The organism is Leucobacter sp. BZR 635 (assembly GCF_048061935.2).
GTDB lineage: Bacteria > Actinomycetota > Actinomycetes > Actinomycetales > Microbacteriaceae > Leucobacter.
Genome location: NZ_JBLUNZ020000056.1, coordinates 24,572 through 48,411, shown reverse-complemented (window position 1 = coordinate 48,411; position 23,840 = coordinate 24,572). Strand labels below are relative to the sequence as shown.

The following is a 23,840-nucleotide window of genomic DNA, read 5'->3' as shown; positions in this document are numbered from 1 at the left end:
TCCGATCATCGATTCTCAGTCAAGTAGATGTGTGGGCTACGGTCGCTCGATGAGCACGGCACCGTTGTGCCCGCCAAAACCGAACGACGTCGACAGCACGCGGTCGACCACCACGGGCCGCGCCTTCCCCGTGACGAAGTCCCAACCGTCGAACTCTGGGTCGTCGAGGTTCACGGTCGACGGCAGCAGCCGCTGGCGCACCGACATGACGGAGATGATCGCCTCCACAACCCCGCCCGCGCCAAGCAGATGCCCGGTGCTCGACTTCGTCGCCGAAATCGGGGTGCGCCGCGCGTGCGCCCCGAGCGCAGCCTCGAGGGCGAGCAGCTCGGCCGCATCGCCGGCGGGGGTGCCGGTGCCGTGCGCATTGATGTGGTCGACGCCCTCCGGCTCGACGCCCGCGTCGGCGAGGCACTCCCGCACCGCCTGCGCGGCCCCGCGCCCCTCGGGGTGCGGGGCGGTCGGATGGTGCGCGTCGCTCGCAGAGCCAAAGCCGGCGAGCACCGCGAGAATCTCGGCACCGCGGGCGAGCGCGCTCTCCTCGGATTCGATGAGGATCGCCGCCGCTCCCTGCGCCATCACGAACCCTGCGCGTGCGCGATCGAACGGCCGCGACGCCGTTTCGGGTGCGTCTTCGTAGCCTGCGGCGAGCGCCCGCATATTCGCGTTTGAGGAGAGGTTCACGCCGTTCAGGCAGTCCTCGTAGCCGACGACGAGCACGGCGTCGGCGTAGCCGTGCCGGATGCGCCGGAGCCCGTCGCCGAGCCCGACCGCGCCGCTCGCGCAGGTCGCGGAGACGCCCTGCGCCGGCCCGCGGATCCCGTACCGCTGGCTGAGCAGCGCGGCCGCCGAGTCTGGGGCGCCGTGGATGGAGAGCGTGAGCGGCACCGCGCGCGGCCCTCGCGCGTCGAGCACCCGGGTCGCCGCCTGCATCGCGTCGATGGGCCCGGACCCGGTCGCCGCGATCACCGCGACGCGCGTCGCATCCCACGGAAGGGCGGGCCCGGCATCGCCGGCATCAGCGCCACCAGCATCAGCATCAGCGCCAGCGCCAGCCGCGCCATCGCCCGAACCACCGTCGCCACCAGCGGGCACGCGTTCAGCACCAACCTGCCCCGGATCGACCCCGGCCTGCGCGAGCGCCTGATCCGCTGCGGCGATCGCCCAGTGCTGCACGGGGCTCAGCCGCCTGGCGAGGCTCCTCTCGATTCCCGGCGCGGGGAGCGCGGCGACGTCGAAGCCGCGCACCTGCCCGCCGATCCTGACCGCGAGCTCGTCGAATTCGGGGCCGTCGAGCCGCGAGATCGCGCTGCGGCCGCTGGCCACCGCGTCCCAGAGCGACGCGACATCGAGGCCGCTTGGCGTGATTGCCCCGAGCCCGGTGATGACGACGCGTCGCCCGTTCGATCGCTGTGCAGTCTTGTCGTTCACAGTCGCTCCGTTTCGCCAGCCTCGACGAGTGCAACGGTCTCGGCACGGCGGATCTTCCCGCCGACGGTGCGCGGCAGCTTGTCGATGCGGTACCACTGCCGCGGCACGAACTGCGGGGCGAGGCGCTCCTTCGCGAGCGCACGCAGCGCGTCCTTCGTGGGCACGACGTCTCGCGGCCCCTCGACGACGAGCGCGACAACGCTGCCGAGCCTGCGATGCGGCAGCGCGACCGCGCACACCGCCCCGACTCGGGGCAGCCCCTCGAAAGCCCGCTCGACCTCGGTGAGGGCGACCTTGTGCCCACCGGTCACCGCGATGTCGCCGGCGCGGCCAACGAGCTCGAGTTTGCCGTCAACGATGCGCCCCTGGTCGTGCACGGTCGCCCAGCCGTCCGGCCCGCGCAGCACCTCGTCGGTGGTGCCAGCGAGGTAGCCGTCGGAGCAGGCTGCGGCGTCGATCCAGAGCGTGCCGAGCTCGCCGTCTGGCACCGCATCCCCCTCGGCAGAGCGGATCTCGTACCCGATGCCGTCGTACACCGAGATGCGGGTGCCGTCTCCGCCCCGGCTGTCGCCGATGAAGCCGATCTCCGCGGCCCCGTAGTAGCTGATGAGCCGCACTCCGGGCAGCACCGCTAGCAGGCCCGCACGGAGGGAGGCGGAGAGGTTCGCTCCCCCGGTGACGACGAGTTCGAGCGAGGCGAAGCGTGCCGGGTCGCGGCGTGCGGCGTCGCTGAGGGCCTGCACGAGCGCTGGCACGGCGACGACGCGGGTGATCCGTTCCTCGTCGACGCGCTTCGCCATCAGGGCGGCGTCGAAGGCGTCACTCATGTGCGCCGCTCCCCCGGTCGCGAGGCACTCGATGAGCGCGTACAGCGTAAGGCTGTACGACACCGGCCCCGGCGCGAGCGTCGCGACGCCCGGCAGCGGTTCGAGGTACGCGCTCGACACGGCAACGTTCGCCCGGTACTGCGCCCGGGTCTTGAGAAACCCCTTCGGGTCGCTCGTCGTGCCCGAGGAGAACAGCAGCAGGAACGCCTCGTCACCGTCGCGCACAGAGGGCGCGGGCGCTGGATCGAGCCGCGCCTCCTGTTCCTTGAAGTCAGCGAGCGAGACGACCGTGCCGCCCCAGCCGCGCGCCTCGAGCGCGGGCGCGAGGTCGTCGGAATCGCTCACGACGAGTCCGATGCCGGTCGCGAGGATCACGGCGACGCGGTGTGCGAGCGGCCAGCGGGGGTCGAGCGTCGCCGACACCGCCCGGAAGCCGGCGAGCCCCGCGACGATGCGCGAGGTGTGGAACGCGGAGTCGATGCTCACCGCGGTAATCGGGATGCCGCCGGTCTCGGGGGCCGGGGCGGGCGGATCCGCCTGCGCGCTGTGCAGCGCCTGGACTGCCGCGAACACACGGCGGGAATCCTCGACGAGATCAGCGTAGGTGAGTCGGCCGTCGGATCCCGCGATCGCGAGCTGCTCGGGATCGCGGCTCGCGACCTCCAGAATCGTCTGCGTGATCGGCACCCGGCAGCTCCTCGCGTTCGGCTTAGTTGAACTCCGTCCAGTCTATGCCCGCACCCTCGCGTTCCCCAGGGAACCCGACGTATCCTGGTCGCATGGCTGGACACCGCATCTACAAGCTCGCGTTCTCGGATCTCTACCCGAACTACACGCACAAGGCCGAGCGCAAGGGCCGCACCGTGGCCGAGGTTGACGAGGTCATCCTGTGGCTCACCGGCTACTCGCGGGCGCAGCTCGACGAGCTCATCGCCGAGGGCAACCCCGTGAACCTCGAGGAGTTCTTCCGCGACGCCCCGAAGCTCAACCCGGCGCGCGAAGCGATCACCGGTTCGGTCTGCGGCGTGAAGCTCGCGGAGATCGAGGATCCCCTCATGCTGAACATTCGCTACCTCGACAAGCTCGTCGATGAGCTCGCCAAAGGGAAGGCGATGGAGAAGATCCTCCGCACGCTGCCGACGCCGGCGTAGTGCCCCGCGCCGACGCGTAGCCCACCGAGTCGGCGGGCTACGCGTCGGCACCGGTACTCGGTGACGGGCTTACTCGTCGTCGTCGATCTCTTCGTCGTCGTCGTCGAGATCCTCGGCGTCTTCGTCATCGTCGTCGCCTTCGTCTTCGTCGTCGTCATCCTCGTCGTCGAAGTCGCCGTCGAGGCGCGCCTCGAGCTCAGCGATCTCGGAGCGAACGGCCAGCACGACCTCGGAGTCGTCCTCCCAGAGCTCGCGGAAGTCAGACCCCGGCTCGACCATGTCGTTCAGCAGCTCGATACCACGTTCGAGATGGTCGTCGAGCTGCTCGAGCTCGCCCGGCCAGACTGCGCTGTGCCCGAGCACGGCGAGCAGGTAGCAGGCCGCGCGCACCCGGTCGTAGTCGTCGTCGTACTGGAAGGCGTCAGTGATGTGAGCATCAATGTCGATGCCCGCGAAGACGTCTCCGAACCAGTCAGCTGCCGCGTCGTTGTGCCACGGCGCGCTTCCCCATGCTCCCATAGTGATGTCCCCTTCATTTCGCCCGGCGAATCCAGGACACGTGCTCATCTTACGGTTCACCAGGCTGGGGGTTACCTGCCGAAGCCGCAACAGGCAGTACTCAATTCGGGCCGGGGTGGCGCCGGGCAGCAATCTGCTCGGCGAACGCTGCCGCCCTCCAACAGCGGATCCCAATCTGCGAGTCGTCCGCAAGCACAAGTTCGATGGTCGACGCACCGATCCGATTGTGCACGATAATCTCGAATTCGGCGTCGAGGCTGAGTCCGAAATCCATCGTCATGGGGTGCTGCGGGCCGAGCACCGCGGGGGTGATCAAGCGGTTCGCCCGGTTCGCGTGAAACATCAGCCGTTCGGTCCCGAGCTCCACGCGACCGCCGACCCAGACCATGCCGTCGCGCACACGCGAGAAGTCGCCGAGCCCGTCGAGCCGAAGGGTGGCATTCGCCACCTTGCTCAACAGCGGCAAAGACGCGGCAGGAGCCTGCGAGTTCATCCGCTCCCTCGCTGGTGGACGCTACTCAAAGCCAGGCCGCTGCCGGTTCTTCTTCACCTGCGATCGCTGACCCTTGGCCTCGAGCCTACGCTTTTGCGATCCGCGGGTCGGCTTCGTGGGCCGGCGCTTCGGCCCGTCGGGCGCGAGTGCCGCAGCGAGTATCTGCCCGAGTTTCTCGAGGGCAGTCTCGCGGTTGCGCAGCTGCGAGCGCTGCTCCGATGCTGACACGGTGAGCGTGCCGTCGATCAGTCTGCCGGAGAGCTTGTCGAGCAGCCGCTCACGCTGCTCATCGCTCAGCGCCTTCGACGCCGCCACGTCCCACGTGAGCTCGGCACGGCTGTCCGAGGTGTTCACGTGCTGGCCGCCCGGCCCGGAGGATCGCGAGAACCGCCATCCGAGCTCGGCGGCCGGGATGGTCAGCTTCAGCGTGACCTCGAGATCCATGCGTCAAGGATCCCACACCGCTCCAGCCGCAACGCGCCCCCTACCGGCCGGAGCCAATCAGAGACGCGACCTCACCCACCCGAGAATTTCAGCGAACAGTCGAACGACCCGGATCGCGAGGACTGCTCCCCGACCCCAGCGCGCCGAGCCATGCGCCGTCGGCGAATCTTGGACTTGGTTGTGCGGCCGATGATTACCTCTGTTGTTCGCCGGTGCACGATCGGCTCGCAGAGGGCCCGCCAAGCACCGGTGGCGCTGTTCCGGGCTTCTCCCGGCACCGCCGAATGCGGCTTGTCGGCCCGCATGCAATAGGATCACAAATACCCCCGGGGGTTTATTTCACCTCGACCCCCGGCATCACAGGCACCGGCCGCAGCTACCAAAGGAGACCGCGCAATGCAGCACCAGACCGAGATCGTCGACCTGGGAAGGCGCCGGGTCGCGCGCCGCCGCGTCGTGGCAGTCGAGGCCGAGGCCCTGTATGCAGCGCTCGCCAACCCCCGCCGCCACCACGAGCTCGACGGCTCTGGCACCGTCTCCGCCGTGGTCGATGGCCCGGAGGCACTCGCGCAGGGCGACTCGTTCACCGTCGGCATGCAGCTCGGCCCGGTCAAGTACCGCATGACGAACCTCGTCACCGAAGCGATCCCCGGCCGCGTCATCGAATGGAGCCTCCCAGCCGGGCACCGCTGGCGCTGGGAGCTCGCGCCCCTCGCCCCGGGCCAGACGCAGGTCACCGAGGTCTTCGACTACCGCGGCGCGAGGATCCCCTGGCTCATGGCGCTCCTCGGCTTCCCGCGCCGCAACGGGGTCGGGATCGAACGCACCCTTGCCGGGCTCGAGGAGCGATTCGGCGACTAGCCGTGCAGCACCCCGACCCTCCCTCGGCGAGAGTGCGCAAGAGCTCTTTCGAGCGACGCTCAACGTCCACTTGCGCACATTCAGGCGGGGGCGAGCACCCCCAATTCACTTGTCGCCAACCTACCAAGAAAGAAGCAGATAACAGTAGCCTGTCTACTCAAAGCACCAATCTATTGAGCACCCCTGGTGCCGATTTTTCCCGTCAATAGACTCGCTCCAACTGTCACCCGCAGGTCACTGTCGATCTGCAACGGGTAGAAAACGGAGCATCTGAGCATGACAACCGACGAACAATTTCAGCCCCCGAAGCGACGAAACCCGCTTCTGCCAATTTTGGCTTCAGCACTGGGGCTCGCGCTGATTGGCACCTCAGCGGTAGCGCTCACGGCAAGCGGCACTATCAACAGCGGAGCGGCCCAGCTCAACGAGGGAGCCACACAGATTTCGGCCGGTGCCGATGAACTCGACAACGGCCTCGGCGAACTCGCCGACGGCACCTCCAGACTCGTTGACAGCTCCGCGCTGCTCAGTGACGGCGGAACCCGGCTCCGCACCGGCATCAACAGCGTCTCCGACGGAGCGGCCCGCCTCCACACGGGAGCCGAGACGGCGAAGGAAGGCAGCGCTGAACTTGCCGACGGAGCGGATCGGGCCGCCTCTGGCACGATCGAACTCCTCGACGGCGCTGGCACTCTCCAAGCGGGTATCGCAGACGCAGGCAGCGGAGCCTACACACTCGCTGATGGCACGAGCGCGCTCGCGAGCGGCTCGGCAACGCTGAGCGCCGGCACCGGGTCTGCGACCGCGGGAGCCAACCAGCTCAACGCCGGGGCCAGGCAGCTTCAGGCGGGGACGAACGAGCTCAATACCCGCATCCAACCGAAGACCCCGAAGGTTGAGCAGCTCGATGCCGGAGCAACTGCGATCGCGGGCGGCGTGAAGTCGCTCATGGGTGGCGTCGACCAGCTCGAAGCGGGCGCCATCAAGGCCAAGGCTGGCACAGACCAGCTCGCGGCGGGTGGCACACAGCTTCGCGGTGGCGTCGATAGCCTCCCGAAGGCTATCGCAGGCATTCGAGGCGGGCTCACTGGCATCTCTGAAGGGGCCACGGTCATCGGCGGGGCGGCCGCCGGCGTTGGCCAGGCTGCGGATGGAATCAAGGCCGCAAACGGCGCCCTCGCCGCAGCCGGCCAGCACTTGAACGGGGTCGTCGACAATGCGGGAGCGCTCAATGCCCTCGTTGCGGGGCTCAGCGCAGATGCGGCTCCCACTGCCGATCAGCTTGCGGCGCTGCAGGAGCTGAGCGCGGCGATCGCCACCGGGGCCGGCACCGTAGCCGCGTACCAGGGGCCAGCCGCGACCGGAATCGCTCCGCTTGGTGACATGCTTGCCGATGCGGCTCAACGACTCGGCGCCGGTGCAGACGGCATCGCCAAGGGCACCGCCGACATCGAAGCGCAGGCTGTCGCACCCCTCGACGGAGGCGTTCAGGCTCTGAGCGCAGGACTCGGCAGGGTCGAGGGTGGCATCGCCGACCTCGGATCTGGCTTGGAAGAACTCACCGGAGGCTTCACGCAGCTCAAGGCGCAGGCCGTACCCCTCACACGGGGTGCCCCGGTCGTCGCCTCGGGCATGAGCGAACTCCTCGTCGACTTCCGCGACCTCGCGAAGGGCGTGAAAGACGCGAACGCGGGAGCGGCACGGTTGCAGCAGGGCACGAGCGACCTCCAGCAGGGCGCCGCGCAGCTCAACGCCGGGGCCGGTGCGCTCGCGGCGGGCGCGCAGCAGGCGAATGACGGCGCGCACCGGCTCGCGGCAGGCACCGACCAGCTCGGCGGCGGCGCGGCCCGGCTCACGACCGGCATCGACACCCTCGCGGTCGGATCCAACACGATCCGCGACGGCTCCGCACGCCTCGACACCGGCATCAGCGAGCTCGTCACGGGAGCGGAGTCACTGAAAGACGGCTCGAAGCAGCTGTCAACCGGCGCACGCACACTCGACAGTGGCCTCACGGAGCTGCAGGCGGGATCCACCACCCTCGACACCGGTGCGCAACGCGCCTCGACCGGCGCTACCGCGTTGAGCGCTGGATCGCAGGAGCTCTCGGCCGGCACGACGCAGCTGTCAGAGCGGGTCGCACCGCTCGCCCCGCGCAACATATTCACCAACCCGTGGATCATCATCGGAGCGCTGGGACTCGTGGGCCTCGCCGTCGCGGCGGCACTGCTCGCGGGCCGTAGGCGGTTCTCGGAGGTCAGCGAGTAACGGGCACAGTGGGATAGGCCCCGAGTAATAGGCACTGTGTAATAGGCACCGAGTCACAGGCCCGTCCAGGGGCGGTGTCGCGAGCGGTTCGTCCGCCCGCGGCACCGCCCCTCGGGTGTGGCCCGATAGTCTGGAGACCATGAGCGACCTTCGAGATCCCGGCGATGCATGGGTGACGGCCGCCGACGGTAACCGTTACTGGGGCAAGTTCGGCGCGGCCGGCCTGCTCGCCTACGACCGCGAGCTAGACGCTATTCTCATGCAGCACCGCGTGAGCTGGAGCGACCACGGCAACACCTGGGGCATTCCCGGCGGCGCGCTCAACCAGGGCGAGGAAGCGATCGCCGGAGCGATCCGCGAGTCCCAGGAGGAGGCCGGCGTTCCCGATAACGCCGTGGCCCCCCGGTACACCCACGTGCTCGAGCGCGGCGGGTGGGCGTATACGACCGTCGTTGCCGAGGTGACGACTCCGTTCACCCCCGAGATCACCGACCCCGAGAGCCACGCGCTCGAGTGGGTGCCGGTCGACGCGGTCGAGCAGAAGGATCTCCACCCCGCGTTTGCCGCCACCTGGCAGCTGCTGCGGCCGCTCGTGCGCCGCACGCCGACCATCATCGTGGACGCCGCGAACGTTGTCGGCACGGTGCCAGACGGATGGTGGAAGGATCGCAAGGGATCCACCGAGCGCCTCCGCGACCGCATCGAGGCGCACGCGGTCTCCGCGGCGGGCGTGCGCCCGGCGTTCTTCGACATGCCTGCGAACCTGCACGGTGGCCTCGTCTTTCCCGACTGGGTGTTCATCACCGAGAGCACCGCCCGCGGCATCACCACCACCGACAATGTCCGCGTGATCGACGCGACCACCTCGGGCGACGACGCGATCGTCGCCGAGGCGCAGGCTGTTTCCGAGCGGGGCGGCCTCGGCGTGGTCGTCACGAGCGACGCCGAGCTGCGGGTGCGCTGCGCGGCTGCGGGTGTCGAGACGGCGCGCGGATCAAAGCAGCTGCTCGACCTGCTCGAGCGGTCCGAGCGCTAGGACCTCCCGGGCACGAGAAGTGCCGCTGCTCTTGCACCGAGCTCCCGCCCAACCCCTCCGACCCCCCGTGTAATCCATTCCGACCCGTTTTCGGCCTGAGTAAGGGTCGGTCTAGATTAATCGGGGGGTGAGGATGCACATCCAAGGCCCGCCCCGGTCGCGCGGAGCTGCATCCGCTCGGCCCCGCAGACGAGTTCTCGCCCGCGCTAGCGCGCCGCCGACCGCAGCCGCAGCGCCTGCACGATTCCATATGCAATGAGCCCCTGCCCGAGGGTGTAGGTGAGCATCACCGCGCCGCTCGTCCAGTCGGGCATCGTCTCAGGGGCGAAGATGCGGAACGACAGAATCGCGTCGGAGACGAGGAAGAACAGTCCGCCGAGCGCCACCACCGGCCCGCACCGCGAGGCGAATGCCGCCGTTGCCACAAGCAGCGCCCCGTAGCAGAGCACCGGAACGGTGAGGGAACCCGTGTGCTGCACGAGCACCGCCATGAGCGCGATGTACGCGGCGATATAGGCGAGCGACCACTTGGGAAAACCGCGCTGCGCGATCCCCCGCCCTCGCCACATGAGCAGAACGTACACAACGTGCGCGAGGCCAAAGCAGAGGATCATCATCGGCACTTCATTCTCAAACATCGGGAAGAAGGTCGAGGAGCCGTCGCCGAGCCACGAGAGCACGATGCCGAGCGTGAGCATGCCCACGGCTGCCCCGGGCCATGGCCGAATACGCGCGGTCGCCCACCAAACGGCGACGGCCAGCAGCGGCATCAGCGCAAGCTTGGTGGGTCCCGACGCCGGGTGATCGGCGAATCGCAGCCACACGTGCACCGCGGAGACGATGACATACGGGGCGAAGGGCAGCAGCCGCGACTGCAGGCTCGAGCGCGAACCAAACTCACTGGCGGCGCCGTTGCCGCCAGTCACAACAGCGGTCATTACTCGACCAGGATCCCGTCTGCGTCGCACCACACCGTCGCTCCGGGCGTGAAGGTGACGCCGCCGAAGGTGACGGGCACGTCGGTTTCGCCGCTGCCGGTCTTCGTCGACTTCGCGGGGTTGGATCCGAGCGCCTTCACGCCGAGCGGCAGCGTGCCGATCGCAACGCGGTCGCGGATCGCGCCGTGCACGATGATGCCGGCCCACCCGTTGTCTGCGCCGAGGCCGGCGATGATGTCGCCGACGAGCGCGGTTTCGAGCGATCCTTCGCCGTCGATGACGAGCACCGCCCCGTCGCCCGGGGTCGACAGCACGGCCTTGAGCCGGGCGTTGTCTTGGAAACACTTCACGGTGCGCACCGGGCCGCTGAAGCTGGTGTCGCCCCCGCAGTCTTGAAACTGGAGCGACACTGACTGGAGCTCGTCGCCGCGCTCGTCGTAGAGATCTGCCGTGCTGATGGTGTCCATCTGACTGGGCCTCATTCCTCGTTCTCAACCCCGATAGGTGCCCACGGGGGCCCGCGGGCTGTTGCGGGCAGCAGCTCTGCCGCCACCTCCACGCTACCGCGCCGGGGAGTTGCGTCGCTACGGGGCAATGATGTACAAATGTACATGTACATAAGTACAGGAACTGAGGATCCATGAACACCGAGCCACTCGCGCCAGGCAAACGCGACCCTGCGGGGCGCCGCAGGGCGATCCTCCGTGCCGCGACCGAGATCATCGTGACCCTTGGTCCCGCCGCGCTCACCCACCGCGCCGTCGCCGCGCTCGCCGGGGTTTCTCTCGGCTCGACCACCCAGTACTTCAGCTCGATCGACGAGCTACGCGAAACCGCCCTGCACGAGCTCGCCCAGGAGATCGACGAGTCGCTCGCGAGCGTCGCGCCATACCTCGAACACATCCAGACGCACCCCGAGCCCGCGGTCACGGAGTTTCTTCGCTACATCGAAGATTCCCGCACCGTGCACGCGGATATCGCGCTCATGTGGAGCGCCACAACTGATCCGCGACTGCGCGAGCTCGCGCTGCGCTGGAACGACAAGCTCGCCGATATGCTCACCCAGCACATCGGGCGAGAACGCGCCGAGGCTGTCGTTGTCTTTCTCGACGGCGCGACGATCCACGCGGGCCTGCACGAACACCCGCTCAGCCGAGAGGCAATCACGAACGCGATCCTCGCGCTCGCCGGCCCAGCCCCAGCCCCACTCACCACAACCACCCCGACCGCGGAAACCGCAGAAACACACAGCGAATGACTGAGAACACGCGCGCTGAGAGCACGCCACAGGCCCCGCAGCATCCCACCGAGCTGCCCGCACCGATCAGTCGCGCCCGGCGCTGGGGAGCACTCGCCGTGCTCACGGCAAGCCTGTTGGTGATCACGATGGACATGACCATCCTGAACATCGCGCTCCCGCAGATGGCGGCAGAACTGCACCCGACGAGTGCGCAGCAGCTCTGGATCATCGACGTCTACTCCCTCGTCCTCGCGGGCCTACTTGTCTCCTTCGCGGCGCTCGCCGACCGCTGGGGCCGCAAGCGCATGCTCATGCTCGGCTATACGCTCTTCGGGCTCGCCTCGTTGCTCGTGCTCATCGCGAACAGCGCGGAGGCCGTCATCACCATCCGCGCCCTGCTCGGCATCGGCGGGGCCATGATCATGCCGACGACGCTCTCGCTCATTCGCGTGACCTTCATCGATCCGCGCGAGCGCGCCACCGCGCTGAGCATCTGGGCGGCGGTCTCGGGCCTCGGTGCCGCGGTCGGTCCGCTCATCGGAGGCGTCCTTCTTGAGCACTTCTCGTGGCACGCAGCGTTCCTCGTGAATGTCCCGCTCATGCTCGCGGGAGTCATCGCGGGCGTACTCGTACTCCCCGAATCCAAGGTGAAGAACCCCGGCCGCTGGGACTTCGTCGCAGCGATCCTTTCGTTCGCTGGCATGACGCTCGTGATCTGGGCGGTCAAGACTTTCGCCGCCGAGTCGAGCCTGCTCGTACCGAGCGCGCTCACCGCGTTCGCCCTCGGCCTCGCACTGCTGTCCTGGTTCGTGCTCCGCTGCCTCCGCAGCGATTCGCCACTGCTCGAGCTCGCGCTCTTCAAGAACCGGCCGTTCTCGGCGGGCATCATCGCCGCACTCGGCTCCTCGTTCGCGATGGGCGCGGCGCTGTTGCTCCTCGCGCAGTGGATGCAGATCATCGACGGCGCGACCCCGATCGAGGCGGGTGTGCGGCTGATCCCCGTCGCGATCGCCGGGGCCGTCGCTTCCCTCGCCGCCCCTCCCATCGCTCGACTTATCGGCGCACGGGCGGTGCTCGGCGGCGGCATCGGGCTCGCGGGCATCGGTATGCTCGCCATCGGCCTGCAGCCCGGCACGCTCTCATACACGACCGTGCTCATCGCGCTCATCCTCGTGGGCTTCGGCACCGGCTCGCTCGCGATCGGCTCTGCAATGATCATGTACGGCACCCCCGAGGACAAGGCGGGCAGTGCGGGTGCTATCGAGGAGACCTCGTACGAGCTCGGGGCGGTGCTCGGCGTCGCGATCCTCGGGTCCATCGCCGCGATCCTCTACCGCTCGGGCCTCACGGGCAACCCGGTCGTCGAGGGACTCGGCGCCGAGGGCGCAAAGCAGGCAAACGACTCGCTCGGCGCGGCGGCGGCAATCGCCGAAGAGCTGCGGCTCCCCGAGCTGCTGTCGACCGCCAGCAACGCGTTCACCGACTCGATGCAGACGACCGGCATTATCGGCGGCCTGAGCATGCTCGCGATTGGTGCGCTCGTATTCTTCCTGACGCCAAGGGGCACGGACGTTTCAGAGGGTGGTCACTAGCCGCCGATAGGTACCGCGGTACCATCCCCCCGGTACCGGGGCAGGACGCCGCTGCGCCGTGAGGCTCGTAGCCTAGAGATATCACAAGCAACGAAAGCAGAAAGGATCATCACCATGACCACCGATGCACACACCCAGCAGCTCACCGGCGGAGTCGCGCAGATCGATCCGGCCACGGCAGCACCCTCCGCCGCGGCAGCACCCGCACCTCACAGCGCGTACGTCACGCCGCCCGAGGCCTCACAGTACCCTGCCCAGCACACCGCTGAGACGCAGAACCTTGCCTCGCACAGCGCTGAGGCGCAGTACTCTGACGCCCAGTACGCGGTTCCCGGTCAGCAGTACCAGTTGTCGCAGCCGGCTCCCGGCAAGAACGCCCACGGCTACACGATCGCGAGCTTCGTCATCGGCATCGCCTCGATCGTGAGCGGTTGGACGTTCGTCGCTCCGATCGTTGGCCTCGTGCTCGGCGTGCTCGCGCTGCGCCGGAACACTCCCGAGCGCACTCTCGCGCTGTGGGGCGTCTGGCTCAACGGCGTCATTCTGGCGATCGCGGTGCTCGGTGTCCTACTGCTTATCGCGCTCGCGTCCTTCGGACTGCTTGCGGGGGCCTTCGCCGGCATTGTCCCCTAGCCCGCGACCAAGCTTCTCCATCTAACCCGGGAGCACGCGTCTGCTCAGCTGAGCAGCTGCGTTGCTCCCTCGGGCGGCTGCTCCCTGGGCCGCCGTTCCCCTGGCCCGCTGTTCCCTTGGCGCGCTGTTCCCTTGGCCCGCTCCTCCCCTGCGCCGCCGGTCGCCTGGGCCAATGAGCCATTGCGCCGCTGGGCCCTTGCGCCGCTGGGCCCTTGCGCCGCTGGGCGAGAGGTGTAGCCGGATCGCCACCGAGACAGCCTTACTCGTCGCGAACGCGCGGCGGCCGCCGGTTCCAGATGCCCGCGAGGATTGCCCCCGAGAGGTTGTGCCAGACCGCCGCCAACGCAGCGGGCAGCGCAGCCTCCGGCGAGAAGTGAGTTCTGGCGAGCCCGGCGGCGAGTGCTGAATTCTGCATCCCTACCTCAAAGCTCACGGCGCGACGGGCACGTTCATCGAGTCCGACGACTCGTGCAGCGAGGTATCCCAGCAGCAGCCCGACTCCGTTCTGAACGATGACGATTCCGGCGACGATCAATCCCGTCGTGAAGATTGTTGCCGCGCTGCCCGAGACGACTGCCAGGATCACCGTGGTGATCACGAGGACCGAGACGAGCGGCATCCAGTCCACGATTCGTTCGACGAGCCTGGGGAGAAATCGCCGGAGCAACAACCCCGCGATGATCGGCACGATCACGATCTGCACGATGGAGAGAAAAATACCCACCGTGTCAACGGGGAGATACGAACCTGCGAGCCACAGCACGAGCAGCGGCGTGAGTACGGGCGCGAGGAACGTCGATACTGACGTCATCGCCACCGATAGCGCGACGTCTCCGCGTGCGAGGTAGACCATGACATTCGAGGCCGTCCCGCCGGGTGCGGCAGACAAAAGGATCACTCCGACTGCGACCGCGGGCTCTAGGGCGACCAGGGTGACAAGCAGAAAGCCGGAGAGCGGCATAATGATGAACTGCGCGAGCACCCCGACGGCGAGCGGCACCGGGCGCTTGGCAACCAGCGCAAAGTCGGAGCCCTTCAGGGTCATTCCCATGCCGAGCATGATGACCATGAGCAGCGGGGTCACATACGAGCCAAGCACCAAGAATGGGGCTGGAAAGAACGCTGCGATCGCCCCGGCGGCCAACACGAACACCGGGAACCACGCACCGGCCACTCTCCCGACGCGCACACCAACGCTGGCACTCTCGGCCTGGCGTGCTCCGTCTACAATCATGCGGAAAGACTACACCGCTGGTTGTTATTCCTGTCAAGTGTTAAATATCGCGAATTCTTGTTTCCTGTCAACCCTTCGCGCGAGAGGTCTAGTCCCTGACGGAGCCCGCGGGCTCCCGCGGCGGATACACCCAGGTCACCATCACCACCGAGATGATCATGAGCAGGAACCACGCAATGAACTTCTGCGGCGAGACGAGTTCCCACCCGTCGGCCTGGTGCGGATAGAGCCACGCGCCCGCCCAGGTGGCGATGTTCTCGGCGATCCAGATGAACGCCGCAACGCCCGCAAAAACCGCGAGCAGCGGCGCGCGCAGCGTCACTCGATACACCCGGAAGTGCATCTGGGTGCGGAACCACACGACGATCACGACCGCGAGCAGCGCCCACCGAAGGTCGACGATGAAGTGGTGCGAGAAGAAGTTCACATAGATGAGCACGGCGATCACCGTCGTCAACCATCGTGCTGGATAGCGCGAGAACCGCAGGTCGTGTAGCCGGTACACGCGCACCATGTATGAGCCGACGGCCGCATACATGAATCCGCTAAACAGCGGCACCGCACCGATCCGCAGGATCCCCTCCCCCTCATACGCCCACGAGCCGACATCGGTTTTGAAGAGCTCCATCACCGTGCCCGTGACGTGAAACAGCAGGATCACCCACAGCTCCCGGCCCGTCTCGAGCTTGAATACGAGCAGCAGGATCTGGATGACCACCGCAGCAATCGTCAGTGCGTCGTTGCGCGCGAGCAGCGCGTCCTCGGGATACCAGAGTCTCGCCGCGACGAGCACGACGAGCAGCAGGAACCCGAAGATGCAGGCCCAGGCCTGTTTCAAAACGAACACCGCGCACTCAACGGCCACCGCGCGGAAGCCGTGGGCCGGTGCGCCATCGAGTAGCCGGTTCATTGCCCGGTCGATTGCGCGCTCAAGCGATGTGAGTCTGTGCTCAGGCATTGGCTTTGCGTTCACCGCTCAACCCTATGCCAGCTTTGCTGTGCCAAGGCCGGGTCCGCCCGCCCTCCCTCGGGACACGACGAAACCGACCCAATTAATCTAAACCGACCCCAAATCCGGGTAGATACGCGTCAGACTCGATTAAAAGGGTCAGTAAGGATCGCCGGGGCCGCCACATGCCGCCAGGAGCCGAGCCAGCCAGAAGCCAAGCCGCCCAGGAACGCCAGAGCGCGGGCCGCCAAGGCAGGCCCGCGCTCCGATTGCTACTTAGCGGCGCTCGCGCTTCTCGCGGACGCGCACGTTGATCTGGATCGGGGTGCCCTCGAAGCCGTAGGTCTCGCGCAGGCGGCGCTGGATGAAGCGGCGGTAGCCGGGATCGAGGAAGCCCGAGGTGAACAGCACAAACGTCGGCGGGCGGTTCTGCACCTGCGTGCCGAACAGCACGCGCGGCTGCTTGCCACCGCGCAGCGGGTGCGGGTGCTCCTGCACGAGTTCCGCGAGGAACGCGTTGAACTTCGCGGTCGGCACGCGGGTGTCCCACGACTCCAGCGCCTCCTCGAGCGCCGGCACGAGCTTCTCGAGGTGGCGGCCCGTGCGCGCCGAGATGTTCACGCGCGGTGCCCAGTCGACGTGCGCGAGATCCTGCTCAATCTCACGCTCGAGGTACTTGCGACGCTCGTCGTCAAGCATGTCCCACTTGTTGAACGCGAGCACGAGCGCGCGGCCCGACTCGAGCACGAGGTCGATGATGCGCAGATCCTGGTCGCTAATCTCCTGCGTGACATCGATGAGCACGACGGCGACCTCGGCCTTTTCGAGCGCCGCAGAGGTGCGGAGCGTCGCGTAGAAGTCGGCGCCCTTCTGCAGGTGCACGCGGCGGCGGATACCGGCGGTGTCGACGAAGGTCCAGACGCGGCCCGCGATCTCAACCTGCTCGTCGACGGGGTCGCGGGTGGTGCCCGCGAGCTCGTTCACGACGACGCGCTCTTCGCCGGCGGCCTTGTTCAGCAGGCTCGACTTTCCGACGTTCGGGCGTCCGAGCAGCGCGACGCGGCGGGGACCGGCGAGCTTCGGCTGGGCGACAGCCGATACCTCGGGCAGCACCTTCATGACGTCGTCGAGCAGGTCGGCGACGCCGCGGCCGTGCAGCGCGGAGACCGCACGCGGCTCGCCGAGCCCGAGCGACCACAGGGCGGCGATCTCGGGATCGAGGACGGAATCGTCAACCTTGTTCGCGACGAGGAAGACGGGCTTCTTCGAGCGGCGCAGCATCTGCACGACGCGCTCGTCGGTCGCGGTCGCGCCAACGCGCGAGTCGACGACGAACAGTACGACGTCGCACAGTTCGATCGCGACCTCGGCCTGCAGGGCGACGGATGCGTCGATGCCCTTCGCGTCGGGCTCCCAGCCGCCGGTGTCGACGAGCGAGAAGCGCCGGTCGTTCCAGAGCGCCGGGTAGGTGACGCGGTCACGGGTGACGCCGGGGATATCCTCGACGACGGCTTCGCGGCGGCCGAGGATACGGTTCACGAGCGCCGACTTGCCGACGTTCGGGCGGCCGACGATTGCGACCACCGGGAACGCCTCGAGGCTCGGCTCGGCGAAGCCGATGAACTCGCCGTCGGCGGTGAGGATGTCCTGGTCGTCTTCCTCGAGCTCGAACGCATCGAGGGTCGAGCGCATCGCGCGCAGGCGCTCCTCGTCGGTCACCTCTCCGGTGAAACCGGCGTCGTCGAGCTCAGCGTCAGCGTGGATCTCGCCCTCAGCAACCTCGCCCGAGATGATCTCGCTCGGGTCGACCTGCGAGAGATCAAATTCGTGTTCTTCGTTCATCGTCGTTCCTTGTCGTTCGATGGGCGGGCCCCGCGGGCCTCGTCAACGGTGTCGATCACGGCTTGGATCGACTGCCCAAAGTTCAGGTCGCTCGTGTCAATGAGCGTCACGCCGGGGGCCGGAGTGAAAAAATCTACGACCGCGGAGTCCTTGGCGTCGCGCGCCAGGATGTCGGCGAGCACCTGCTCGTGGCTCGCGCCGACGAGTTCGCCCGCGCGGCGGGTCGCCCGCACCTCGGGCGACGCGGTCATGAGGATCCGCACGGGTGCATCAGGCGCGACGACGGTCGTAATGTCGCGCCCCTCGATGACCACGCCGGGCAGGCCGGAGCTTGCCACGATCTCGCGGAACATGTTGTTCAGGCGCACGCGCACCTCGGCGTGCTTCGAGACGCGGCTCACCTGGCTCGAGATTTCGGGGGTGCGGATCACTGCAGAAACGTCGAGCGCCTCGCTTCCGCCAGGCAGCGTGACCTGCACGCGCTGTTCGCCGCGAAGCGTAATGGAGTAGACCCAGCCGTCGAGCATCGCGATGACGGAGTCTTCGGAGTCAAGATCGACCGCGTCTTCGTGGCAGGCCCAAGCGAGCGCCCGATACGCGGCACCGGTGTCGAGGATCCCAAAGCCAAGCTGTTCAGCCGCGGCCCGCGAGACGCTCGACTTGCCGCTGCCCGCGGGGCCATCGATCGCGACGAGGATGGGCTCGGTTGCTACGGGGTGCATACCCATTTACAGTGTTCTCCATCCGCGCTCGGTGAGGTCAGCGACCGCGCGTTCGGCGGCCTCGGGCAGCACGGCGATTTCCGCAAAGCCAATCTGTGCGCCCGGCGAGTGCTCAAGGCGCAGGTCTTCCATGTTAATACCGAGTTCTCCGAGTTCGGTGAGCAGCCGCCCAAGTTCACCCGGCGTATCGTCGATGAGCACGGTTATCGGGATGAACCGCTCGGACGATCCGTGCTTCCCCGGGATCCTTCCGACACCGCGGTTCCCGGCCGCGAGCAGGTCTGCAACGCGACGCTTCGCGCCGGGGGCATCGACCTCACGCAGCGCGTCCGTGAAGGTCGCAATATCGTCCGCGAATGCCTCGAGGAGTTCAAGCACGGGCTCACGGTTTGCGCCAAGGATCTGCACCCAGAGCTCCGGGTCACTCGACGCGATCCGGGTCGTGTCGCGGAGCCCACCGCCGGCGAGCGCGATCGCCTGCTCGGCCGCTGGCACGAGCCGTGCGGCGAGCAGGCTCGACACGACCTGCGGTAGGTGCGAGACGAGGCCAACCGAGCGGTCGTGTTCTTCAGGCGTCATCTCGACGAGCACCCCGCCGAGATCGAGCGCGATGGCCTCGACGAGTGCGAGTGCCTGGGCGGGGGTGTCACGGTCGCGGCAGATCACCCAGGGGCGCGCGGTAAAGAGGTCAGCTCGCGCCATGATTGCGCCGCCGCGCTCGCGGCCCGCCATCGGGTGCGAGCCAACGTAGTTCTTCAGGGGAACGCCGCGGCGCACGAGTTCGAGGTACGGCGCAAGCTTCACGCTGGTGACGTCGGTGACGACCGCGCCGGGAAACTCAGTGAGCGCGCGCTCGACGGCATCGGCGGCAACGTCGGGTGGGGTGGCGACCACGACGACGGCGGGTTCTGGATCGCCCTGCGCCCTGATCCGCCCCGCCCCGTAATCTGCGGCGAGCGCCACCGCCGTCGGCGAGATGTCCTCGAGCGTGACGTCGGTGCCGCGCTCGCGCAGACCGAGTCCGACGCTCGCGCCGAGGAGGCCCGCGCCGACGATGTGGACAGTACCGCGGACGCGGGGTTCAAGCTCATTCATCGCGGGTAGGTTCTCCGTTCGTGGCGCTGCGGGCGCTACGCCAGCGCCAGGAGATGAAACTCCCTTGATTTTAGCGGCTTTTCGGGCGCTCGGCTCACGGCCGAAGATCGGGGCTGCCATCTGTCAATGAAGCACGTAAGCTAAGGGTGAATTTCAACGGGGACTTTTGCTGGGAGCAGACCGAATGACGACTTCTTTTCGCGCGCGCATAGGCGCGCTTTCAACAGTGCTGCTCTTGGGAGGCTCCCTCTGTGCTGCCACGCCCGCGATCGCTGCACCCGCGCCGGCTGCCGCCACCACCATCGAGGTCACCTCGGGTGAGAACGCGGGCCCGGGCACGCTGCGCGAGGCATTCGACACCGCAAACGCGACGCCCGAGACTGCGACCACGATCACATTCGCGGCGTCGGTGACAACCGTGACAGTGACCGAGGCCCTCCAATCGGGCGTCGCACTCACGGTGCAGGGCAACGGACAAGACAACACCGAGCTCAAGTTCGCCCCGGCGTCGCCGGAGGAGTACTTTCTCCTCGGCTTCGAGGGGGCCGCGCTCCAGCTCGATGGCGTGACGCTCACCGGAGACGGCCAGTCCGACGCAACCGGCGTGCTTATTGGCTACGCGGATAGCCACGTTGGCGCGAGCAGCGTGACAAACACCACAATCACTGGCTTCAATGACCGGGGAGTTGCCATTGAGGGGGTCACCGACAACGACTTCACGATGACGGGGAGCACGCTCAGCAGCAACGGCGTTGGCCTAGGTGCGTGGTCTTTCAAGGACGCGGCTTTTACCGTCACCGACTCTGTTTTCGAACACAACTTTGCGACCGCTTTCGAGCTCCACGGTTTCACCCCGGGCACCGGCCCGGGTGCCCGGATCGAGCGCGTGCGCTTTGCCGACAACGGTGAGCTCGTCGAAGAGGACTGGGGCCCACAAACAGGCGCGCTCAGCCTCGGGGGCGACTTCGCAACGGCCGGCGAGGGCGTCATCCCAGTTAGCATCGTCGACAGCACCTTCGAGAACAACGTGGGCGTTGCAGTTGGTGCCATCGACTACCAGCCGGAGTGGGGAGAAGAGTCGATGTCAGCAGAGCCCCGCGTGCTCGTGAGCGGCTCAACGTTCTCAGGCAACATCGGCGGCGAGTTCAAGGAGAGCTACGACGCTCGCGCCGCTGGGATCCTGTTGTCGTCCCCACCCATGCTGCGCGCAGCCGATGACGCTGCCGATGACGCCCCAGACACTACGCCCTTGGTGCTCAGGGTTGAGAACAGCACCTTCGACGGTTCGGCGGCTGCGGCAGACAACAAGTCGAGCGCGTTCATCACCGAGGCCTACGGGTCGGCGGGCATCGAGCTTGACCAGGTCACTGCCGTGGCCTCGACGATTGACCTCATCGGTAAGGGGCCGGAAGACCGCCTCGCCATCGCGCGTTCGGCGATCGACTCTGGCGGCAGCGACCCGCTGACGCCGCGCACAGAAGAAGATCTCGCGCCGCACGTCATCACCGTCACAGACTCAGTCTTCACCAGCCCGAGCGCGAGCGCCGACCTTGAGTCGGGCAGCTCGCAGGTGCTGCCCCTCGCGGCGCTCGAACTCGGCCCCCTCGCTGACAATGGTGGGCCGACGGCGACCATGCTCCCCACCGACTCGTCGCCCCTCGTTGACGCGGTGACCGAGGCTGGCCCGCTGAGCACCGATCAGCGCGGCCTGCCACGCCCCGCGAATGGCAACGCCGACATCGGCGCGGTCGAGGTCCAAGAGGCGCTGCTGCCCGCCGAGTCATCGGTTGGCGTGGTGGCCGATGTCACGGTCGCGAACGGCGAGACCGCGGTCTTCGCTATCGAGCGAAGCGTCACGGACACGGATCGCGAACTCCCCGAGGCATCCGTGCGGATCAGCACCTCTGACGGCACCGCGATCGCCGGAACCGACTACACGGCATCCGAGGCAACGGTTCACTGGGCCGCAGGCGAGAGCGGAGCAAAGACGTTCTCGGTGCCCACGACGAAGCGTTCGGGCGAGCTCGCTGCGCGTTCTTTCACGGTCACACTCAGCGACCCGAGCGAGGGCCTCACGATTACGCGCGAGAGCGCTGCGGCGATCCTCCCCGCAGTGGATGCCACTGTCACGCCGCCGCCCACCCCGCCAGTGCCGGAAGTCACGCCTGACCCGGACGGCGAGGTCACGCCACCAGATATCGCGCACACGGGCGGGATCGGTCTGCTGCCGTGGATTCTCGTGGCGGGCGTCTCTACCCTTGCCGGGGCTGGCTTGATCGCCCTGCGGCGCCGCGGACGCGCATAATCGCAGCCGCCCAGCGTCAACAGCCCTGAGCCGTTGAGCACCCCTGAGCCGGTCCAGCTGATGCTGGACCGGCTCTTTGGGTTTCAGGCGGTCGGGTTGCGCTTGATCCCGCCGTAGGGTTGAATGCTCTGCGGGGTACGGTCAACCAACCGCGCCCCGCATCGCTGCACGCCTCACCCGGCTCCCGCAGCACGGCACGCAACCACTACCCCGGTTGCCAGTACGAAAGCACTCTGTTGAGCTCCACCCATGCCCTCGCGCAGCCAGGCAGCGCGCCAGTTTCCCTCCGGCGCCCCAAGCTCCGCGCGACCCTCACCATCGTCAGTCTCTTCGGGCTTCTCACCGCGGTGAACCTCCCCACGGCACTGTATCCGCTCATCGGCGGGCGGCTCCAGGTCGATGCCTTCGGGATCACCGTCGCATTCGCAAGCTATGTGCTCAGCCTGCTTGTTGGCCTCGTGCTGTTCCGCCCGCTCGGCGACCGCGCTAACCGCCGCACCGTCTTCATCTGGGCGCTCGCGGCGACATCCGCTGCCACGCTCGGGCTGGCGCTCGCACCCTCACTCGCCTGGTTCTGCCTGGCCCGCGCAGTCCAGGGCCTCGCAATTGCGGCAGCTACCGGAACCGGTTCGAGCGCACTGCGCGTGCTCCTTCCTGGCCGGCCTACCCTCAGCGGCAGGCTGACGCTGCTCGCGACCTCTGGAGGCGTAGCGGTCGGGCCGATCCTCGGCGGCGTGCTGTCGCTGTTTGGCGAGCCCACACAGCTTCCGTTCGTAGTGTGGTCGATCCTGCTGCTCGCGCTTATCCCGGTGGTGCTCATCATCGTGCCGCACCCTGAGTCCCGGCCCCTTGCCGCGGCGAAGGCCGCCACCCCGAGCACCGCAACGCAGCAGCTCTCAACGCCCGCTGCCGTCGCAGCTTCTCTGCCCGCAATCCGCATGGCTGCGCTCGTCGGCTTCATGAGCTTCGCCTTCTTCGGATTCGCACTCTCGCTCGCCCCCGGCCATTTCGCTGAGCTCTTTGGGGCGTCGTCGCGACCCATGCTCGGGTTGCTTGCGTCGCTTGCGCTGCTTGCTTCTGCGGCGGTGCAGCTGTTCCCGGTGCGGGGCCGCTGGGCTGCCATGTTCGGGCTCGTCGCCTTCGCGACCGGCGCCCTCCTGCTCGGTGCGGCAACAGCGCTCGCAAGCCCTGCCCTCACCGTCCTCGCGTGCCTCCTCGCGGGTGCCGGGCAGGGCGTCGCGTTCCAGACGACGTTCGGCGCTGCGGTCGCCGCAGTGCCTGCTTCACGGCACGCTGCCACGGTCAACGCGATCTACGCGGTCACGTACCTCGGCAGCACGATCCCCGTGCTCGGGCTCGGTGTCGCGGCGACGGCGTTCGGGATGACCCCCGCTGTCCTCGTGTTCACGTGCGCGATCTCACTGGGGTGCGCGGCACTCGCGGTCGTCGCGTTGAGGTCGGCGCGGCGGGACGCGCGCGCCTAGCGATTGCCGGCTTAGGCTTGGGTTGGGGGCTGGGACTGGCCGCCGGGGACTGCTGACAGCTGGCGACGGACGACTGGCGGCAGACGGTGACCAAAACCGACCTTTCCGGCAGGCATCCGACTTGCGGCAACGGAATCAGTTGAGATATGCTCAAATCACGTTGCAATCCGCAATCCGGAGGTGCGGTCGCGCCAAGACCCCTCCGCAACGAAACTTTCGCTTCTGGAGTGATACCCGTGACCGGCCAAGGCCACCACGATCCGTCGATAGCGCCCGCTACCGCTTCTCTCACCATCCCGACCACCGGCAGCATGCTCGCCGTCAACGCTCCCGCGCAACGCGCCGCGATGCACCCGATCCTTCGCCGCGTGATCTACGTCGGCGGCTATGAGCTCCTCAGCGTGCTGTTCACCGTGCTCGTACTCAACGGCGCGCTTGGCCACTCAGGTGGCCAGGCGACGCTCACGGCTGTGCTCCTGTCGACCACGGCAACCGTGTGGAATTACGCCTGGAACACCATATTCGAGCGCGCAGAACGCCGCTTCGGATGGACCGGCCGCGGCGTCCTAGTGCGCCTCGGCCACGCGTTCGGCTACGAGGGCGGAGTGCTCATCTTCACGGTGCCGCTTGTCGCGTTCATGCTCGGCGTGAGCCTGCTTGAAGCGCTGATGATCGAGGCGAGCCTGCTCGTGTTCTTCCTCGTATTCACCTACGTGTACTCGTGGGCGTTTGACAAGATCGTGGGGCTTCCCGAGTCGGCGCGGTAGGCCGCTAGC

General features: G+C 67.7%; 22 protein-coding genes. 10 read left to right on the top strand and 12 right to left on the bottom strand.

The window, feature by feature from the left end; all coding sequences use genetic code 11:
• Positions 1-36 precede the first annotated feature (36 nt).
• Positions 37-1,431, bottom strand: coding sequence for a beta-ketoacyl-[acyl-carrier-protein] synthase family protein (locus tag ACI1US_RS11690; protein WP_416550148.1), 1,395 nt, complete (start codon positions 1,429-1,431; stop codon positions 37-39).
• Positions 1,428-2,945: a class I adenylate-forming enzyme family protein gene (locus ACI1US_RS11685; RefSeq protein ID WP_416550147.1), complete on the bottom strand. Its 1,518-nt coding sequence runs from the start codon at positions 2,943-2,945 to the stop codon at positions 1,428-1,430. The genes ACI1US_RS11690 and ACI1US_RS11685 overlap by 4 nt, the downstream gene beginning before the upstream one ends.
• A 92-nt stretch (positions 2,946-3,037) precedes the next feature.
• Between ACI1US_RS11685 and ACI1US_RS11680 the strand changes: the two genes are divergently transcribed.
• Entirely contained in the window at positions 3,038-3,409 is a 372-nt protein-coding gene (locus ACI1US_RS11680; RefSeq protein WP_416550146.1) for a DUF2200 domain-containing protein, read from the top strand.
• A 69-nt stretch (positions 3,410-3,478) separates the two neighbouring features.
• On the opposite strand, the gene ACI1US_RS11675 is transcribed toward ACI1US_RS11680, so the two are convergent.
• The 3 genes from ACI1US_RS11675 to arfB all read right to left on the bottom strand — a co-directional run bounded on the left by ACI1US_RS11675 (position 3,479) and on the right by arfB (position 4,865).
• Positions 3,479-3,928 carry a hypothetical protein gene (locus ACI1US_RS11675; RefSeq protein WP_461640614.1) on the bottom strand — a complete coding sequence of 150 codons (450 nt, stop codon included), beginning with the start codon at positions 3,926-3,928 and terminating at the stop codon, positions 3,479-3,481.
• A gap of 100 nt (positions 3,929-4,028) precedes the next feature.
• Entirely contained in the window at positions 4,029-4,376 is a 348-nt protein-coding gene (locus ACI1US_RS11670) for a hypothetical protein (protein WP_461640612.1), read from the bottom strand.
• A gap of 66 nt (positions 4,377-4,442) precedes the next feature.
• The gene (gene arfB, locus ACI1US_RS11665; RefSeq protein ID WP_461640610.1) at positions 4,443-4,865 is read right to left on the bottom strand and encodes an alternative ribosome rescue aminoacyl-tRNA hydrolase ArfB; all 423 of its coding nucleotides are present in this window, start codon (positions 4,863-4,865) and stop codon (positions 4,443-4,445) included.
• A gap of 396 nt (positions 4,866-5,261) precedes the next feature.
• On the opposite strand from arfB, the gene ACI1US_RS11660 reads away from it, so the two are divergent.
• From ACI1US_RS11660 to ACI1US_RS11650, 3 genes are all read left to right on the top strand, one after another.
• Positions 5,262-5,726, top strand: a complete 465-nt coding sequence (locus ACI1US_RS11660; protein ID WP_461640608.1) for an SRPBCC family protein — start codon at positions 5,262-5,264, stop codon at positions 5,724-5,726.
• A 276-nt stretch (positions 5,727-6,002) separates the two neighbouring features.
• A complete protein-coding gene (locus ACI1US_RS11655; RefSeq protein ID WP_461640606.1) occupies positions 6,003-7,994 on the top strand; it encodes a hypothetical protein in 1,992 nt (663 codons plus the stop codon).
• A 139-nt stretch (positions 7,995-8,133) separates the two neighbouring features.
• Positions 8,134-9,030 (top strand): NUDIX domain-containing protein, encoded by an 897-nt coding sequence (locus ACI1US_RS11650; RefSeq protein WP_461640604.1) that lies wholly within the window; start codon positions 8,134-8,136, stop codon positions 9,028-9,030.
• A gap of 206 nt (positions 9,031-9,236) precedes the next feature.
• Here the strand turns inward: ACI1US_RS11650 and ACI1US_RS11645 are convergent, their stop codons facing one another.
• Positions 9,237-9,968 carry a lysoplasmalogenase family protein gene (locus ACI1US_RS11645; RefSeq protein WP_461640602.1) on the bottom strand — a complete coding sequence of 244 codons (732 nt, stop codon included), beginning with the start codon at positions 9,966-9,968 and terminating at the stop codon, positions 9,237-9,239.
• Positions 9,968-10,435, bottom strand: a complete 468-nt coding sequence (gene rraA / locus ACI1US_RS11640) for a ribonuclease E activity regulator RraA (RefSeq protein ID WP_461640600.1) — start codon at positions 10,433-10,435, stop codon at positions 9,968-9,970. The genes ACI1US_RS11645 and rraA overlap by 1 nt, the downstream gene beginning before the upstream one ends.
• Positions 10,436-10,608: 173 nt before the next feature.
• Between rraA and ACI1US_RS11635 the strand changes: the two genes are divergently transcribed.
• The 3 genes from ACI1US_RS11635 (at position 10,609) to ACI1US_RS11625 (ending at position 13,433) form a co-directional block, all read left to right on the top strand.
• Positions 10,609-11,226 (top strand): TetR/AcrR family transcriptional regulator, encoded by a 618-nt coding sequence (locus ACI1US_RS11635; protein WP_461640598.1) that lies wholly within the window; start codon positions 10,609-10,611, stop codon positions 11,224-11,226.
• A complete protein-coding gene (locus tag ACI1US_RS11630) occupies positions 11,223-12,800 on the top strand; it encodes an MFS transporter (protein ID WP_461640596.1) in 1,578 nt (525 codons plus the stop codon). The genes ACI1US_RS11635 and ACI1US_RS11630 overlap by 4 nt, the downstream gene beginning before the upstream one ends.
• Positions 12,801-12,914: 114 nt before the next feature.
• Entirely contained in the window at positions 12,915-13,433 is a 519-nt protein-coding gene (locus ACI1US_RS11625; protein ID WP_461640594.1) for a DUF4190 domain-containing protein, read from the top strand.
• 259 nt (positions 13,434-13,692) lie between these two features.
• On the opposite strand, the gene ACI1US_RS11620 is transcribed toward ACI1US_RS11625, so the two are convergent.
• The 5 genes from ACI1US_RS11620 to ACI1US_RS11600 all read right to left on the bottom strand — a co-directional run bounded on the left by ACI1US_RS11620 (position 13,693) and on the right by ACI1US_RS11600 (position 19,275).
• Positions 13,693-14,667, bottom strand: coding sequence for a bile acid:sodium symporter family protein (locus ACI1US_RS11620; RefSeq protein ID WP_461640592.1), 975 nt, complete (start codon positions 14,665-14,667; stop codon positions 13,693-13,695).
• An 88-nt stretch (positions 14,668-14,755) separates the two neighbouring features.
• The gene (locus ACI1US_RS11615; protein ID WP_461640590.1) at positions 14,756-15,625 is read right to left on the bottom strand and encodes a DUF817 domain-containing protein; all 870 of its coding nucleotides are present in this window, start codon (positions 15,623-15,625) and stop codon (positions 14,756-14,758) included.
• 267 nt (positions 15,626-15,892) lie between these two features.
• Positions 15,893-17,308, bottom strand: a complete 1,416-nt coding sequence (der, locus tag ACI1US_RS11610; protein WP_416550144.1) for a ribosome biogenesis GTPase Der — start codon at positions 17,306-17,308, stop codon at positions 15,893-15,895.
• 146 nt (positions 17,309-17,454) lie between these two features.
• On the bottom strand, positions 17,455-18,180 hold the full coding sequence (cmk, locus tag ACI1US_RS11605; RefSeq protein ID WP_461640588.1) for a (d)CMP kinase: 726 nt from the start codon (positions 18,178-18,180) through the stop codon (positions 17,455-17,457).
• Positions 18,181-18,186: 6 nt separating this feature from the next.
• On the bottom strand, positions 18,187-19,275 hold the full coding sequence (locus ACI1US_RS11600; protein ID WP_416550142.1) for a prephenate dehydrogenase: 1,089 nt from the start codon (positions 19,273-19,275) through the stop codon (positions 18,187-18,189).
• A gap of 184 nt (positions 19,276-19,459) precedes the next feature.
• On the opposite strand from ACI1US_RS11600, the gene ACI1US_RS11595 reads away from it, so the two are divergent.
• The 3 genes from ACI1US_RS11595 to ACI1US_RS11585 all read left to right on the top strand — a co-directional run bounded on the left by ACI1US_RS11595 (position 19,460) and on the right by ACI1US_RS11585 (position 23,831).
• A complete protein-coding gene (locus ACI1US_RS11595; protein ID WP_461640586.1) occupies positions 19,460-21,580 on the top strand; it encodes a choice-of-anchor Q domain-containing protein in 2,121 nt (706 codons plus the stop codon).
• 236 nt (positions 21,581-21,816) lie between these two features.
• Positions 21,817-23,064, top strand: a complete 1,248-nt coding sequence (locus ACI1US_RS11590) for an MFS transporter (RefSeq protein ID WP_461640584.1) — start codon at positions 21,817-21,819, stop codon at positions 23,062-23,064.
• Positions 23,065-23,300: 236 nt separating this feature from the next.
• The gene (locus tag ACI1US_RS11585) at positions 23,301-23,831 is read left to right on the top strand and encodes a PACE efflux transporter (RefSeq protein WP_461640582.1); all 531 of its coding nucleotides are present in this window, start codon (positions 23,301-23,303) and stop codon (positions 23,829-23,831) included.
• The last annotated feature ends 9 nt before the right edge of the window (positions 23,832-23,840 follow it).